This is a genomic window from Bradyrhizobium australafricanum (assembly GCF_020329495.1).
In the GTDB taxonomy this organism is placed as follows: Bacteria; Pseudomonadota; Alphaproteobacteria; order Rhizobiales; family Xanthobacteraceae; genus Bradyrhizobium; species Bradyrhizobium australafricanum.
The window spans coordinates 1-15511 of the sequence record NZ_JAGKJL010000030.1 but is presented as its reverse complement, the minus strand read 5'-3'; the positions used below and the strand labels follow the sequence as shown (position 1 = coordinate 15511).

The following is a 15511-nucleotide window of genomic DNA, read 5'->3' as shown; positions in this document are numbered from 1 at the left end:
GAACCTTGAGCGAACCTTGGACTGGACCAATGCAGCGCGTTCTGGTGATGGGATCGTCGGGATCCGGCAAGTCGACCTTTGCGCGGCGGCTGTCCGCGATGACAGGGATTCCGGCCGTGTCGATCGATGCGCTGTTCTGGAAGCCGGGCTGGGTCGAGTCGGGCAGGGACGAATTCGCGCGCCGCATGACCGAAGCAGCCCCGGAGCCGCGCTGGATCATGGATGGGAACTACATGAGGCATGGTGCAGGGCAATTGCGCCGGGAGCTCTCCGATACGATCATCTGGTTCGACCTGCCGCGGTCGACCTGCATGCTCGGTATCTTCAGGCGGATAGCCGGGAGCTATGGCGAGGTCCGCCCGGAGATGGCGGAAGGCTGCCCTGAGAAGATCGATCTCGAATTCTTCCGCTACGTCTGGACCTATCGCCGGCAGCAGCGGCCGAAGCTGATCGAGTATTTTGCCGGCTTGCGGCCCGATCAATCGCTGGTCTGTTTCACCGATCGGGCGCAGGCGGATGATTATCTGAAGCGCCTCGCACTCGGGCAAAACCGTGCGAGTATCCACTGATGCCACGATTCTCAAGCAAGCGGCGGGTCCGGCACACCGCACCTCAAATGTTCGATCTGGTCGCCGACGTCGAGCGCTATCCCGAATTCGTGCCGCTATGCCAGTCGCTCAAGATCCGCCAGCGCACGCCCAAGGACGACGGCACCGAGGTCGTGGTGGCGGACATGACGGTGTCCTTCAAGCTGGTGCGGGAAACCTTCACCAGCAAGGTGACGCTCGACCGGACCAATCTGAATATCCTGGTCGAATATCTGCGCGGCCCGTTCAGCAATCTGGAGAATCGCTGGAGTTTTGAGCCGAAGTCGGAAACCGAATGCGATGTCGGCTTCTTCCTGAATTACGAATTCAAGAGCCGGATGCTGGCGATGCTGATGGGCTCGATGTTCGACGCCGCATTCTCACGCTTTGCCGCGGCGTTCGAGAAGCGCGCGGATCAGGTCTACGGCAAGCCGCAGCTGTCGACGTAGCGAATCCGTCTCGTTTGCCTCCCTGGAACGCAAATGCCCGGCACGAGGCCGGGCACGACGGATGATGCGGGAGACCGTTCGCCGACTTACGGGCAGGATCGCCGCACGCCGCCGGATGCGATGTAGGTGCCCGAAGCCGGGTCGTAGGTGCGGAAACGCTGGGAGCAATAGGCGTCGTTGTTGGCCTTGGCCTGGCTCGCCGCAATCGCGCCGCCGATGATCGCGCCGGCCGCCAGCCCGCCGATGATCGCCGCGCCGTTGTTACCACGGTCGCGATAGTAACCACCGCGGTAACCGTACCCGCCGCGATAGCCGTAGCGCGGACCACCGTGCCAGTGTCGATACTGCACATGCTCGACCGAGGTAGGCTGGTCCTGCACTCGCGCGGGAGCGAGTGGTGCGGCGGACGAAGGCGCGACAGTCGACAGCGTCATGGCGCCAGCGCTGATGGCGGCCACGACCAAAGTTCCCAACTTCATCATTTTCTCCTTGTTGTGGGATTTTGCTGTTGGACGAACAATCGAAACAGCAGAGTTGGAACAACATAAAGCGGCGAAGCCGCGTCAAAGTTCCATTTTAGGAAGGCGTCACCGGGCCGCAGTTGACACAAGCCCGTGTAAGGCGGGCCGTGGCGCGACTCGACTTTGGGTTGGGCCTATCCGCGCGGCGGCCGGCGGCGTTTCGCAGCGTGGCTTCGCGGCGACCGAGCCACCCTTGGCCGCAACCGGCTGGCGGCCTCGCGGCGCGGCTTGGCGGCCTGCGGCGGGCGCGCCAGCTCCATCAGCATGCGCAAGGCTTCGACCACGGAGCGCTGCCGCACCGTGCTGCGGCCGATTGCGCCAAATCGCTGCTCACGATGAATGATGCGGCCGTCGCGCGCGGCGACGGCGAAATGCACCAGGCCGACCGGCTTGCCCGGTGTCGCGCCGCCAGGGCCCGCGATGCCGGTGATCGAGACCGCAAGGTCGACGCCGGCCTTTTCCAGCGCGCCGATCGCCATCGCGGTCGCGGTTTCCTTGCTCACCGCGCCGAACGTTTCGAGCGTCGCCGCCTTGACGCCGAGCATGACCCGCTTGGCCTCGTTCGAATAGGTCACGAAGCCGCGGTCGATCACGTCGGAAGAGCCCGGGATGTCGGTGAGCGCACCCGCGACCAGGCCGCCGGTGCAGGATTCGGCGGTCGCGATGGTCAGCTTGCGCATCCGGCACAGGTCGAGCAGCGAGCGGGAGAGGGCACGAGCGTCGCTGCCGCCCATGTCAGGCACTCCGGCCTTTATCGTCCCAGCCTTTATCGTCCCAAGGGAGACGGACCGTGGCGCTCGCGGTTGCCGCGATGCCTTCCTCGCGGCCGGTGAAGCCGAGCCGCTCGCTGGTGGTGGCCTTGACTGCCACGCGCGAGATGTGGACGCCGGAGATCTCCGCGATCTTCGCCCGCATGGTGTCGCGCAACGGCCCGATCTTCGGCCGCTCGCAGATCAGCGTCACTTCGAGATTGGCGATCCGTCCGCCACGCGCGGTGACGCGCTCGACCGCGTATTTCAGGAACTGGTCGGAGGAGGCGCCCTTCCACTTGGCGTCGCTCGGCGGAAAATGCGAGCCGATATCGCCGTCGGCCAGCGCGCCGAGGATCGCGTCGACCAGCGCATGCAGCCCGACATCGCCGTCGGAATGGGCCAGGAATCCTTTCGTGTGCGGCACGCGCACGCCGCAGATCATCACATGGTCACCGTCGCCAAAGGCATGCACGTCGTAGCCAGTGCCGGTTCTGATGTCGCCGAGCTGGCTTGCGAGCCGCGCTTCCTCGCGCACGAAGTCCTCGGGTGTGGTGAGTTTCATGTTGGCAGCATCACCTTCAAACGTCGCAACCGTCAATCCCGCCCACTCGGCAAGCGCCGCATCGTCGGTGAAATCGGAGCGGCCATCGCGCGCTGCGCGACGATGCGCCTCCAATATTACGTCGAAACGAAAAGCCTGTGGCGTCTGCGCGATCCGCAGGCGCGCGCGCTCCGGCGTCGCCTCGACGTCGCCGGCATCGCCGGTGAGCTTGATCGTGTCGGTGACGGGAATCACGGGGATCGCAGCGCCGGTCCGGCCGGCCGCGGCGATCGCGCGCGAGATCACGGCTGATGTGACGAAGGGGCGCGCGGCATCGTGGATCAGCACGATATCCGGCTTCTCGCCTGCGAGCGCCTCGAGCCCGGCATGGACCGAGGCCTGCCGGGTCGCGCCGCCCGGCGTCGGCGGCCGATGGCGGAGGCCTGCGACCGCTTCATCGAACAGCGCGGTGTCGTCAGGATTGACCACAGGCTGCACCGCAAACACGTCCGGGTGTCCGGAGAACGCCTCCATGGCGCGGTAGATCACCGTCTGTCCGCCGATCGTCCGGTATTGCTTCGGCCCGCCTGCGCCGGCGCGCAGTCCACGGCCGGCTGCGACAAGGATGGCTGCGGTACGCTCAGGCTTCGGCATTTTGAACCAGTGACAGACGAATCGGGGATGAGGGGGACGGCGAGGATCGCCGCGCACAGCCCTTAGCATGACCGCTGCGCAAAAACAGAGCGTTTGCCGATGACTGTGGGAAAAGCAGATCTTGTTGCAGTGCACCTGCACTGATGATAGGAATGTCTAAACCGTAGGCATGAGCCTTGACTGCACAAGAATTGTGCGCAGAATAGACGACGTCAGCTGCAATGGCGTGGCTGACAGAACGACGAGACGGCTGTGACCGGCGTGCAAAGTACTCCTCGTAACCCATTGAAGATCGGCGATATTGCTGTCGCCAACCGGGTTCTCCTTGCGCCCATGTCCGGCATCACCGATGCGCCCTTCCGGCGACTCGCTGCCACTTTGGGCGCCGGCCTAGTGGTCTCCGAGATGACTGCCAGCAACGATCTGGTGAACGGCAAACCGATGTCGAAGCTGCGTTGCGAGGCAGCCGGGGTCGGGCCGCATGTGGTCCAGCTGGCGGGCTGCGAGACCCACTGGATGGCGGAGGGCGCACGGATCGCCGAAGGCGCCGGCGCCGACGTCATCGACATCAACATGGGCTGTCCGGCCCGCCACGTGACCGGGGGCCAGTCGGGCTCGGCCCTGATGCGCGACCTCGACCACGCGATCACGCTGATCGAGGCGACGCTTTCGGCGGTCAAGGTGCCGGTGACGCTGAAGATGCGGCTAGGCTGGGATGACCGCTCGCTCAATGCGCCGGAACTGGCGCGCCGCGCCGAGGACGCCGGCGTGCAGATGATCACCGTGCATGGCCGGACCCGCTGCCAGTTCTACAAGGGCGAGGCCAACTGGAACGCCGTCCGCGCCGTCAAGGACGCCGTTACTGTCCCGGTCGTGGTCAATGGCGACATCACCTCGTTCGACAAGGCTGTCAGTGCGCTCGAGATGTCGGGCGCCGACGCTGTCATGATCGGCCGCGGCGCGCAGGGGCAGCCCTGGCTGCCGGGACAGATCGGCCGCCGCCTCGAGACCGGGATCGCCGAGGCCGCGCCGTCGCTTGCCGAGCAGCTCAAGCACATTCGCGCGCTCTATGACGAAGTTTGCAGCCACTATGGCCTGCGCATCGGGCTCAAGCATGCACGCAAGCATCTGGGCTGGGCGCTGGAGGCTGCTGCGGCCTATAGCTGCGCGCCGGCCGCGACATTGAAGGCCTGGCGGCAGGCCATCCTGACCGCGGAAGAGCCGTCCAGCGTGCATCGCTCGCTCGCCGACGCCTACGACGATTTTGCCTGGAGTGCTGCCGCATGACGTCAGCCATGGAATTCCGCCGGCCGGTGCCGACTGACGGGGAGGCCATCCTCAATGCGCTGCCCAATCCGGTGCTGCTGGTCGCACCCGACGGGCGGATCGTCGACGCCAATATCGCAGCCGAATCTTTCTTCGAGATCTCGACCCAGTTCCTGCGCCGGCAGTCGCTGAAGGAGCTGGTGCCGTTCGGCAGTCCGCTGCTGGCGCTGATCGAGCAGGTGCGGACGAGCGGCTCGCCGGTCAACGAATATAAGGTCGATCTCGGCACGCCGCGGATCGGCGGCGATCGCCAGGTCGATCTGCACGTCGCGCCGCTGACCGAGCGGCCCGGACATATCGTGGTGATGCTGCAGGAGCGTACCATCGCCGACAAGATGGATCGCCAGCTTACCCATCGCAGCGCGGCGCGCTCGGTGATCGCGCTGGCGGCGATGCTCGCCCACGAGATCAAGAACCCGCTGTCGGGCATCCGCGGCGCGGCGCAGCTTTTGGAGCAGCAGGCGTCCTCCGAGGACCGGCTGCTGACACGACTGATCTGCGACGAGGCGGACCGCATCGTGACGCTGGTCGACCGCATGGAGGTGTTCGGCGACGACCGCCCGGTGGCGCGCGGCCCGGTCAACATCCATTCCGTGCTCGATCATGTGAAGCGCCTGGCGCAGTCCGGCTTTGCCCGCAATGTCCGCTTTATCGAGGACTACGATCCGTCGCTGCCGCCGGTGCTGGCCAACCAGGACCAGCTGATCCAGGTGTTCCTCAACCTCGTGAAGAACGCGGCCGAAGCGGTCGCCGATCTCGGTACCGATGCGGAGATCCAGCTCACCACCGCGTTCCGGCCGGGCGTGCGGCTGTCGGTGCCCGGCAAGAAATCGCGGGTCTCGCTGCCGCTGGAATTCTGCGTCAAGGACAACGGCTCTGGCGTGCCGGAAGACCTGCTGCCGAACCTGTTCGATCCCTTCGTCACCACCAAGCAGACCGGCAGCGGGCTCGGCCTCGCGCTGGTCGCCAAGATCGTCGGCGATCACGGCGGCATCATCGAATGCGAGTCGCAGCCGCGCAAAACCACTTTCCGCGTGCTGATGCCGATGTACAGCGCCGCCAAGCAACTCGACCAAAGCAACCGCGATGACGTTCCGGGTACGTCCTCGCCTGCCTCTCAGGATGCACGATGAGGAACACCAATGCCTGCAGGTAGCATACTTGTCGCTGACGACGACACCGCCATCCGGACCGTGCTGAACCAGGCGCTCTCGCGCGCCGGCTATGAGGTGCGCCTGACCGGCAACGCCGCCACGCTGTGGCGCTGGGTCAGCCAGGGCGAGGGCGATCTCGTCATCACCGACGTGGTGATGCCCGACGAGAACGCGTTCGATCTCCTGCCGCGGATCAAGAAGATGCGGCCGAATTTGCCGGTCATCGTGATGAGCGCGCAGAACACCTTCATGACCGCGATCCGGGCCTCCGAGCGCGGCGCCTACGAATATCTGCCGAAGCCGTTCGACCTGAAGGAGCTGATCACCATCGTCGGCCGCGCGCTGGCCGAGCCGAAGGAGCGGGTCTCCAGTCCCGCCGATGACGGCGAGTTCGACTCGATCCCGCTGGTCGGCCGTTCGCCGGCGATGCAGGAAATCTACCGCGTGCTGGCGCGGCTGATGCAGACCGACCTCACCGTGATGATCTCGGGCGAATCAGGCACCGGCAAGGAGCTGGTCGCGCGTGCGCTGCACGACTACGGGCGGCGCCGCAACGGCCCGTTCGTCGCGGTCAACATGGCGGCGATCCCGCGCGACCTGATCGAATCGGAGCTGTTCGGCCACGAGCGCGGCGCCTTCACCGGCGCCAACACCCGCGCCTCCGGCCGCTTCGAGCAGGCCGAGGGCGGCACGCTGTTCCTCGACGAGATCGGCGACATGCCGATGGAGGCGCAGACCCGGCTGCTCCGCGTGCTGCAGCAGGGCGAATACACCACGGTCGGCGGCCGCACCCCGATCAAGACCGACGTGCGCATCGTCGCCGCCTCCAACAAGGACCTGCGCATCCTGATCCAGCAGGGCCTGTTCCGCGAGGACCTGTTTTTCCGCCTCAACGTGGTGCCGCTGCGGCTGCCGCCGCTGCGCGAGCGCATCGAGGATCTGCCCGACCTGATCAGGCACTTCTTCTCGCTCGCCGAGAAGGACGGCCTGCCGCCGAAGAAGCTCGACGCCCAGGCGCTGGAGCGGCTCAAGCAGCACCGCTGGCCGGGCAACGTTCGCGAGCTGGAAAACCTCGCCCGGCGGCTCGCCGCCCTCTATCCGCAGGACGTCATCACGTCTTCCGTCATCGACGGCGAGCTGGCGCCGCCCGCGGTCACCTCGGGCAGCACGGCGACCGTCGGCGTCGACAATCTCGGCGGCGCGGTCGAGGCCTATCTGTCCTCGCACTTCTCCGGCTTCCCGAACGGCGTGCCGCCGCCGGGCCTTTACCACCGCATCCTCAAGGAGATCGAGATCCCGCTCCTGACCGCCGCGCTGGCGGCGACCCGCGGCAACCAGATCCGGGCCGCCGACCTGCTCGGATTGAACCGCAATACGCTGCGCAAGAAGATCCGCGACCTCGACATCCAGGTCTACCGGAGCGGCGGCTAGGGCTGCCGGGGCGGGGCGCAAGCCTCGCTTCAAGCCCGCTACCGTTATTGAGTAGTCACAAATGGTTTTGGGGACACGGCGCCGCACCAAAGGTTTGCGCCGCGGAAATGTCGCAATTCGGCAACATTGTGATATGATTGCATCAGTTCGCAATTCCCGCGGGCGATCGCTCTCAGCTCAATTGCCGGTATGACCAGCGCAGAGACCACCGCTTCAACATTACGCGCCCCGTCGGCCGAGCCCAATGCAGAGGCGCGGGGCTTCCCGCTGCGGCGCTGGCTGGCGCCGTTTGCCGTGGCCATCGCGCTGCTGTCTGCCTTCCTGACCTTCGTGGTGCTGACCGGCCTGACCCCGATCGAGCCGACCTCCGACGTCGTCCGCTCCTTCCTGATGATCAATGCCGGCACCATCCTGCTGCTGGTCGGCATCATCGTCCGGGAAGTCTGGCAGATGGTGCAGGCGAGGCGGCGCGGCCGGGCGGCGGCGCGGCTGCATGTGCAGATCGTCGGCCTGTTCTCGGTGATCGCGGTGCTGCCCGCCGTGCTGGTGTCGATCGTGGCCAACGTCACCATAGAGCGCGGCCTCGACCGGCTGTTCTCGGGTCCCACCAAGCAGGTGATCCAGAATTCGCTGACCATCGCCAGCGCCTACATGCAGGAGCACGCCCAGCTCATCAACGGCGACACGCTGGCGATGGCCAACGATCTCGCCCATGCCCGGCCGCTCTACGACCAGGATCGCATGACGTTCCTGCAGCTGATGACGGCCGGCGCCGAGTCGCGCAATCTCCCTGTCGCGGTGCTGATGGACAAGGACGGCAAGATCGTCGCCAGCGCCGAGACCGGTGTTCGCCTGAACTACGAGGCGCCGCCGCCCGACATCCTGAAGGACATCAACGAGACCGAGCCGAAGATCTCGGTCTTTCCGGAAAACTACGTCGCCTCCGTGGTCCGCCTGCGGGCCTATGACGACATGTTCCTGTATGTGGCGCGGCTGCTCGATCCGGCGGTGGTTGCCCAGCTCAAGCAGACCCAGACCAGCGCGGCCGAATATGCCCAGCTCGAGACCCGCAGGCTCGGCATCCAGGTCGCGTTCGCGCTGATGTTCGCGGTGATCGCGCTGACCATCCTGATGGCCTCGGTGCTGATCGGCCTGAACTTCGCCAACGGGCTGGTGTCGCCGATCCGCCAGCTGATGGGCGCGGCGAGCGAGGTCTCGACCGGCAATCTCAATGTCCAGGTGCCCGTCAACAAGTCGGAAAGCGACCTCGCGCTGCTCGGCGAAATCTTCAACAAGATGACCCAGGAGCTGCGCACCCAGCGCAACGAGCTGGTCGATGCCAGCGAAACCATCGACAGCCGCCGCCGCTTCATCGAAGCGGTGTTGTCGTCGGCCTCTGCCGGCATCATCGGGGTCGACGCCTCAGGCACCATCGGCGTCCTCAACCGCTCGGCGGAGAAGCTGATCGGGCACGCCGAGTCGGAGACGCTCGGCCATCCGCTCTCGGACGTGCTGCCCGAGCTCGACGAGATGATGAAGACCGCGCGCGAGGGAACGCAGCGCCTGGTGCAGGGGCAGGTCACGATCCTGCGCGACGGCCATGAGCGCAATCTGTCGGTCCGCGTCTCGGCCGAGCAGACCAGCCAATCGCGCGACAGCTACATCATCACACTCGACGACATCACCGAGCTAGTGTCGGCGCAGCGCACCTCGGCCTGGGGCGACGTCGCCCGCCGCATCGCCCACGAGATCAAGAACCCGCTGACCCCGATCCAGCTCTCCGCCGAGCGCATCCGCCGCAAGTTCGGCAAGACCATCACCGAGGAGAAGGACAAGTCGATCTTCGAACAGTGCACCGATACCATCGTGCGCCAGGTCGACGACATCAGGCGGATGGTCGACGAATTCTCGCGCTTTGCGCGGATGCCGAAGCCGGTGATGGAAGGTGAGGACGTCGCCGACGTGGTGCGCCAGGCGGTGTTCCTGATGAAGGTCGCCCATCCCGATCTCGACATCGAGGCCGACATCAAGCAGTCACCGCTGCCCGCCCAGTTCGACCGCCGGCTGATCTCGCAGGCGCTGACCAACATCATCAAGAACGCCACCGAGGCGATCGAGCAGGTCCCGCGCGAGGAGCTCGGCAAGGGCCGCATCGACGTCGTGGCGCAGCGCGAGAACGACGACATCCTGATCGACGTGGTCGACAACGGCATCGGCCTGCCCAAGGTCGCCCGCGCGCGCCTGCTCGAGCCCTATGTCACGACCCGGGCGAAGGGCACCGGCCTCGGCCTGGCGATCGTCGGCCGCGTTCTGGAGGACCATGGCGGCCGTATCGAGCTCAAGGATGCCTCCGATTTCCGCGACGGCCAGCGCGGCGCCTGGATGCGGCTGCGCTTTGCCGTCACGGGCCAGGCGGCCAAGCCGGAGAACAAGCCCGAAAGCAAGGACCAAAAACCGGACGTCAAACCGGACAAGACCGAACCGGACAGTGAAAAAAATCCGCCGGAGGAGCCGACCAACGGCCCGGCACAAGCGACCAACAATGAACCAAAAATCCAAGAACCGACCCAAGAACCAACCCAAGAACCTATCCGAGATCCCGCTGATCAAGGGCCAAATAATCAAGAGCCAAATGCGCAAAAGCCAAAATTCAAAGCCGCGACGAGCGACTGACAAGGCAGGTGTAACCCATGGCAAGTGACATTCTGATTGTCGACGACGAAGCTGACATTCGCGACCTCGTCGCGGGTATTCTGGACGATGAGGGCTTTTCCACGCGCACCGCGCGCGACAGCGACTCGGCGCTCGCCGAGATCGCCAACCGCCGGCCCAATCTGGTCTTCCTCGACATCTGGCTGCAGGGCTCCAAGCTCGACGGCCTGCAGCTGCTCGAGCAGATCAAGAAGGACAATGCCGATCTGCCCGTCGTGATGATCTCCGGCCACGGCAACATCGAGACCGCGGTCGCCGCGATCAAGCGCGGTGCCTACGACTTCATCGAGAAGCCGTTCAAGTCGGACCGGCTGATCCTGGTCGCGACCCGGGCGCTGGAGACCTCGCGGCTCAAGCGCGAGGTGAAGGAGCTCAAGCAGCTGGCTCCGGCGGCGAGCGTCCTGACCGGCCGCTCGGCTTGCATGAACCAGCTGCGCCAGACCATCGACCGCGCCGCCAAGGCCAACAGCCGCATCCTGATCGTCGGTCCCTCCGGCGCCGGCAAGGAGCTTGCCGCGCGCACGTTGCACCATGCCTCCGGGCGCGCCGAGGGGCCGTTCGTGGTGATCAATGCGGCCGCGATCACGCCGGAGCGCATGGAGATCGAGCTGTTCGGCATCGAGGGATCGAACGGCGAGCAGCAGCGCAAGGCCGGCGCGCTCGAAGAGGCGCACGGCGGCACGCTGTTCATCGACGAGATCGCGGACATGCCCCGCGAGACCCAGAACAAGATTCTGCGTGTGCTGGTCGATCAGACCTTCCAGCGCCAGGGCGGCACCGGCAAGGTTCATGTCGACGTCCGCATCATCTCCTCGACCGCGCGCAATCTCGAGGAGGAGATCGCCGCAGGCCGCTTCCGCGAGGACCTCTATCATCGCCTCTCGGTGGTGCCGATCCGGGTGCCGCCGCTGTCGGAGCGACGCGAGGACATCCCCGAGCTGATCGACTATTTCATGGACCAGATCTCGGCCGCCACCGGCCTGCCGAAGCGGCAAATCGGGCAGGACGCGATGGCGGTCCTGCAGTCGCATGTCTGGCCGGGCAACGTCCGCCAGCTCCGCAACAATGTCGAGCGCGTCATGATCCTGGCCGGCGGCGGTCCGGAGGCGATCATCACCGCCGACATGCTGCCGCAGGACGTCGGCTCGATGGTGCCGGCGATGCCGACCTCCAACAATGGCGAGCACATCATGGGCCTGCCGTTGCGCGAGGCGCGCGAGGTGTTCGAACGCGACTATCTGATCGCCCAGATCAGCCGCTTTTCCGGCAATATCTCGCGCACCGCGGAGTTCGTCGGCATGGAGCGTTCGGCGCTGCATCGCAAGCTGAAGGCGCTCGGGGTCGGCTGACCCCGGCGCGGCAGGCCGGCAAGTCCGCCGGCGGCTCGGAGCGAAGCCCCGGCGATCACCCGCCGGGGTGCCGGCAGGCGGCTCTCGGGGGCGGTTTGGATCGATCAGCGGGGCGAGGGCGGGGCCGGTACAACCGGGGATTTATCCACTCTCCACGAGAATATTCGTCTCTTTCCCCGCACTTTCTTAGAATTGCCACCGTGTTCCTACCGACTGCACCGCGAACTGGCTTGCCTAAAAACCGCGCGTAGCCTCTAATCCTACCGCTATGCCTGCCGGAGGGGGATCTCGTGGCAGGTGGGCAGCCGGAGGAGGCTCCGTGAGAGAGCAGCAACCGGTTCAATAAAAAGAAGCACAAGCTTGCGGGACAAAAACAATGGCGGCAGACCGCGCACAGAATCTACAAGACACCTTCCTTAATCACGTTCGTAAAACCAAGACGCCACTGACGATATTTCTGGTCAACGGAGTAAAGCTGCAGGGCATTGTCACATGGTTCGACAATTTCTGCTTGCTGCTGCGGCGCGATGGTCACTCGCAGCTGGTCTACAAGCACGCGATCTCGACCATCATGCCCGGAGCTCCGATTCAGCTGTTCGAAGGTGGTGAGGACGCACCGGCTTGAGAGTGAACTGATTGGAACCCTTCAATCGTGAAGGGGGCGCCGACCGTGCCCGGTCGGCGGGGGACGGCAGCACCGGGCGGGTGATCGTCATCGGCCCGTACCTGCGCACGCGCCGTGGCGACGGCGATGCGCAAACGGATTCCTCTGTCCGCGACTATGAAGCGCGGATCGAGGAAGCCGCCGGCCTCGCTGGTGCGATCGACCTCACGGTGGTGGACTCCGTGATCGCGCCGATCAGCCAGATCCGGCCGGCGACCTATCTCGGCAAGGGCAAGGTCGAGGAGATCAACGGCCTCGTCGCCAGCAACGAGGTCGAGCTCGTGGTGATGGATTGCGCGCTGTCGCCGATCCAGCAGCGCAATCTCGAGAAGGCCTGGAGCACCAAGGTGCTCGACCGCACCGGCCTGATCCTGGAAATCTTCGGCCGCCGCGCCAAGACCAAGGAAGGCGCGCTGCAGGTCGAACTCGCCCATCTCAACTACCAGCGCAGCCGACTGGTGCGGTCCTGGACCCATCTCGAGCGCCAGCGCGGCGGCTTCGGCTTCATGGGCGGCCCCGGCGAAACCCAGATCGAGGCCGACCGCCGCCTGATCAGCGAGCGCATCACCAAGCTCGAAGGCGAGTTGAAGAAGGTGCAGGCGACGCGGCGGCTGCATCGCGCCGGCCGCCAGCGCGTGCCGTATCGCGTGGTGGCGCTGGTCGGCTACACCAATGCCGGCAAATCGACGCTGTTCAACCGCCTGACCCGCGCCGACGTGCAGGCCGCGGACATGCTGTTTGCGACGCTCGACCCGACCCTGCGCGCGCTCAACCTGCCGCATGGCGGCAAGGCGATGCTGTCGGACACGGTCGGCTTCATCTCCAATTTGCCGACCCAGCTGGTGGCCGCGTTCCGCGCCACGCTGGAAGAGGTGCTGGAAGCCGACATCATCCTGCATGTCCGCGACATCTCCCATGAGGACGCGGAGGCGCAGGAGCGCGACGTCGAGGCGGTGTTGCGCCAGCTCGGCATCGATCCCGATGCCGACGGTGGCCAGCGCATCATCGAGGTCTGGAACAAGATCGACCGCTTCGATCCCGAGGAGCGGGACAATTTGCGCAATATCGCCGCGCGCCGTCCGCCGGAGCGGCCATGCTTCCTGGTTTCGGCCGCGACAGGCGAGGGGATCGATGCGCTGCTCACCGCGATCGAGGATCGCCTCGCGGCCAAGCGCTCGACGCTCAATCTCTCGATCGACGCCTCCGATGGCGCCGGCATCAGTTGGCTGCACCGCAATGCCGAGGTCCTGAACAAGGAGCTGCATGGCGAGCGCTTCGACATGACGGTGCGCGTCGACGAGACCAAGCGCGACATCGTGATGAGCCGGTTCGCCGCCGTCCCCTACGAGGCGTAAGCCCTCGAATACGGGCCCTGCAATCTTCCGAAATATGACGATGCCGTGACGTTGCGGGTGCCGATGCGCCTGCGACGCGGCGTCGCACTTTCTGTTTGAAATCCGCGCCGCCTTGGTTCATTGCGCTGCAGAACGCAAAGCCGAGGCGGATCGATGCAGGACACCAGCGAAACCATCACGAAAGAGACGCTCGCCGGCCAGAGCGGTGATCTTGCCCAGGAGCGGGCGCCCGAAATCGTCGAGGCGCTCAATGCCCGCGAGCCCGCGGATGCCGCGAAGCTGCTGCGATCGCTGCCGGCCGAGAAGGCGATCGAGGTGCTCGACCTGCCCGGGCTCGACAATACCTGCGAGATCCTCGCCGAGCTGCCGAAAGATACCGCGGTCTCGCTGCTGTCGGGCGTCTCCGACGACCGTGCCGCCGATATCTTCAAGGAGCTGGTCGAGCCGCTGCGCGCCACGCTGCTGAACGGGCTCAATCCGGAGACCCGCAACGTCATCTCGGGCCTGTTGGCCTATCCCGAGCGCAGCGCCGGCAGCATCATGACGACCGAGTTCGTCAGCGTGCCCTCGAGCTGGACCATCGCCGAGGTCCTGCATCACATCCGGATGGTCGAGCGCACCCGCGAGACCGTCTACTCGATCTTCGTGATCGACCCGGTCAAGAAGACCCTGATCCAGGCCGTGCCGCTGCGTCGCCTGATCTCGGGCGATCCGCACGCCAATGTGCTGACCGCGGCGCCGGCGCGGAAGCCGCTGATGATCTCGCCGGAGGCTGACCGCATGGAAGCGGCGCGGCTGATCTCGCGCTACGACCTGCTCGCCGTCGCCGTCGTCGACGGCCCCGGCCATATCCTCGGCATCGTCACGGTCGACGACGTCATCGACGCCATCGTCGAGGAATCGACCGAGGACGCCCAGAAGTTCGGCGGCATGGAAGCGATCGACGAGCCGTATTTGCGGATCGGTTTCGGCGAGATGATCAAGAAGCGCGCCGGCTGGCTGTGCGCACTGTTCCTGTCGGAAATGCTGACCGCGACCGCAATGCAGTCGTACCAGAGCGAGCTCGAGAGGGCGATCGTCCTGACGCTGTTCATCCCGTTGATCATGAGCTCGGGCGGCAATTCCGGCTCGCAGGCAACCTCGCTGTTGATCCGCTCGCTGGCGCTGCACGAGGTCCGGCTGCGCGACTGGTGGCGTGTCGCCGTGAGGGAATTGCCGACAGGCATCGTGCTCGGCGCCATTCTCGGCCTGATCGGCGTCGTCAGGATCACGCTGTGGCAGACGCTCGGCCTGTTCGACTACGGCCCGCATTGGGTGCTCGTCGCCGCGACCGTTGGTACCGCGCTGATCGGCATCGTCACCTTCGGATCGCTGTGCGGTTCGATGCTGCCGTTCATCCTCAAACGCATCGGCTTCGACCCGGCCAGCGCCTCCGCGCCATTCGTCGCGACACTGGTCGACGTCACCGGCCTCGTGATCTATTTCGGCGTCGCCGCGGTGATCCTGCGCGGGACGCTGTTGTAGGCTGAGCCTGCGCCCTCAACCTCGGTGTCGTCCCTGCTTTCGCACTAGCGTATATACATATCCTCCGCAGTCTTTCCGGAGTCTTCTCAAAGAGTTGGCCGAAAACCGCAGAGAACTTACTCATCTGCACTAGGGTTGCGCCCGCCGATTTCGGCTCTCGCCTAGTAGCTACCCCCTTGATGATGAGTCGGTTTTCTAGAGCATGTTGTTTTTTCGCAGAATCGGGATTCCCAGCGGGAGCGATTTCTGATTCAAACTCCGTGCTGGAGAACGGGGGCCAGCATGGATGACGCGACCCTATTCAGAAGACCTTCGTGAACGGGCTCTGGCGCGAGCTGATGCAGGAGAGACAGTTCGTTCGATTGCAGAGGCGCTTCAGATCAGCCCGTCCTGTGTAACGAAGTGGAAGAATCTGAGACGGGAGACTGGGGGCGTTTCGCCCGGCAAGATCGGCGGTCACAAGAAGCCGGTTCTGTCCGGTGCCAATGCTGA

General features: G+C 65.4%; 14 protein-coding genes. 11 read left to right on the top strand and 3 right to left on the bottom strand.

Features of this window, described 5'->3' with window-relative positions:
* The first annotated feature begins 29 nt into the window (after positions 1–29).
* Together J6525_RS24960 and J6525_RS24955 are read left to right on the top strand one after the other, a co-directional pair.
* A complete protein-coding gene (locus J6525_RS24960; RefSeq protein ID WP_225646692.1) occupies positions 30–569 on the top strand; it encodes a P-loop NTPase family protein in 540 nt (179 codons plus the stop codon).
* Positions 569–1036 carry a type II toxin-antitoxin system RatA family toxin gene (locus J6525_RS24955; RefSeq protein WP_225646691.1) on the top strand — a complete coding sequence of 156 codons (468 nt, stop codon included), beginning with the start codon at positions 569–571 and terminating at the stop codon, positions 1034–1036. Before J6525_RS24960 ends, J6525_RS24955 begins: the two co-directional genes overlap by 1 nt.
* A gap of 86 nt (positions 1037–1122) precedes the next feature.
* Here the strand turns inward: J6525_RS24955 and J6525_RS24950 are convergent, their stop codons facing one another.
* The 3 genes from J6525_RS24950 to J6525_RS24940 all read right to left on the bottom strand — a co-directional run bounded on the left by J6525_RS24950 (position 1123) and on the right by J6525_RS24940 (position 3504).
* Positions 1123–1518, bottom strand: a complete 396-nt coding sequence (locus tag J6525_RS24950; RefSeq protein ID WP_225646690.1) for a BA14K family protein — start codon at positions 1516–1518, stop codon at positions 1123–1125.
* Positions 1519–1691: 173 nt separating this feature from the next.
* On the bottom strand, positions 1692–2291 hold the full coding sequence (locus J6525_RS24945; protein WP_038386736.1) for a CinA family protein: 600 nt from the start codon (positions 2289–2291) through the stop codon (positions 1692–1694).
* Between the two features lies 1 nt (position 2292).
* The gene (locus J6525_RS24940; protein WP_225646689.1) at positions 2293–3504 is read right to left on the bottom strand and encodes a bifunctional 2-C-methyl-D-erythritol 4-phosphate cytidylyltransferase/2-C-methyl-D-erythritol 2,4-cyclodiphosphate synthase; all 1212 of its coding nucleotides are present in this window, start codon (positions 3502–3504) and stop codon (positions 2293–2295) included.
* Between the two features lie 285 nt (positions 3505–3789).
* On the opposite strand from J6525_RS24940, the gene dusB reads away from it, so the two are divergent.
* The 9 genes from dusB to J6525_RS24895 all read left to right on the top strand — a co-directional run.
* On the top strand, positions 3790–4791 hold the full coding sequence (dusB, locus tag J6525_RS24935; protein ID WP_225646736.1) for a tRNA dihydrouridine synthase DusB: 1002 nt from the start codon (positions 3790–3792) through the stop codon (positions 4789–4791).
* Complete coding sequence (locus J6525_RS24930) at positions 4788–5963, top strand: two-component system sensor histidine kinase NtrB (protein ID WP_026192783.1); 1176 nt, start codon at positions 4788–4790, stop codon at positions 5961–5963. The genes dusB and J6525_RS24930 overlap by 4 nt, the downstream gene beginning before the upstream one ends.
* Before the next feature lie 9 nt (positions 5964–5972).
* Complete coding sequence (gene ntrC, locus J6525_RS24925; protein WP_050419700.1) at positions 5973–7415, top strand: nitrogen regulation protein NR(I); 1443 nt, start codon at positions 5973–5975, stop codon at positions 7413–7415.
* A 189-nt stretch (positions 7416–7604) separates the two neighbouring features.
* Complete coding sequence (locus tag J6525_RS24920) at positions 7605–10088, top strand: sensor histidine kinase NtrY-like (RefSeq protein WP_225646688.1); 2484 nt, start codon at positions 7605–7607, stop codon at positions 10086–10088.
* A 17-nt stretch (positions 10089–10105) separates the two neighbouring features.
* Positions 10106–11476 (top strand): nitrogen assimilation response regulator NtrX, encoded by a 1371-nt coding sequence (ntrX, locus tag J6525_RS24915; protein ID WP_028331957.1) that lies wholly within the window; start codon positions 10106–10108, stop codon positions 11474–11476.
* 376 nt (positions 11477–11852) lie between these two features.
* Entirely contained in the window at positions 11853–12101 is a 249-nt protein-coding gene (hfq, locus tag J6525_RS24910; protein WP_006020546.1) for an RNA chaperone Hfq, read from the top strand.
* Positions 12102–12112: 11 nt separating this feature from the next.
* Positions 12113–13495 carry a GTPase HflX gene (hflX, locus tag J6525_RS24905; RefSeq protein WP_225646687.1) on the top strand — a complete coding sequence of 461 codons (1383 nt, stop codon included), beginning with the start codon at positions 12113–12115 and terminating at the stop codon, positions 13493–13495.
* Between the two features lie 153 nt (positions 13496–13648).
* Positions 13649–15019, top strand: a complete 1371-nt coding sequence (gene mgtE, locus J6525_RS24900; RefSeq protein ID WP_225646686.1) for a magnesium transporter — start codon at positions 13649–13651, stop codon at positions 15017–15019.
* 286 nt (positions 15020–15305) lie between these two features.
* Positions 15306–15511 (top strand): helix-turn-helix domain-containing protein (locus J6525_RS24895; RefSeq protein WP_225646685.1); only part of this gene is annotated, 206 nt, incomplete at its 3' end.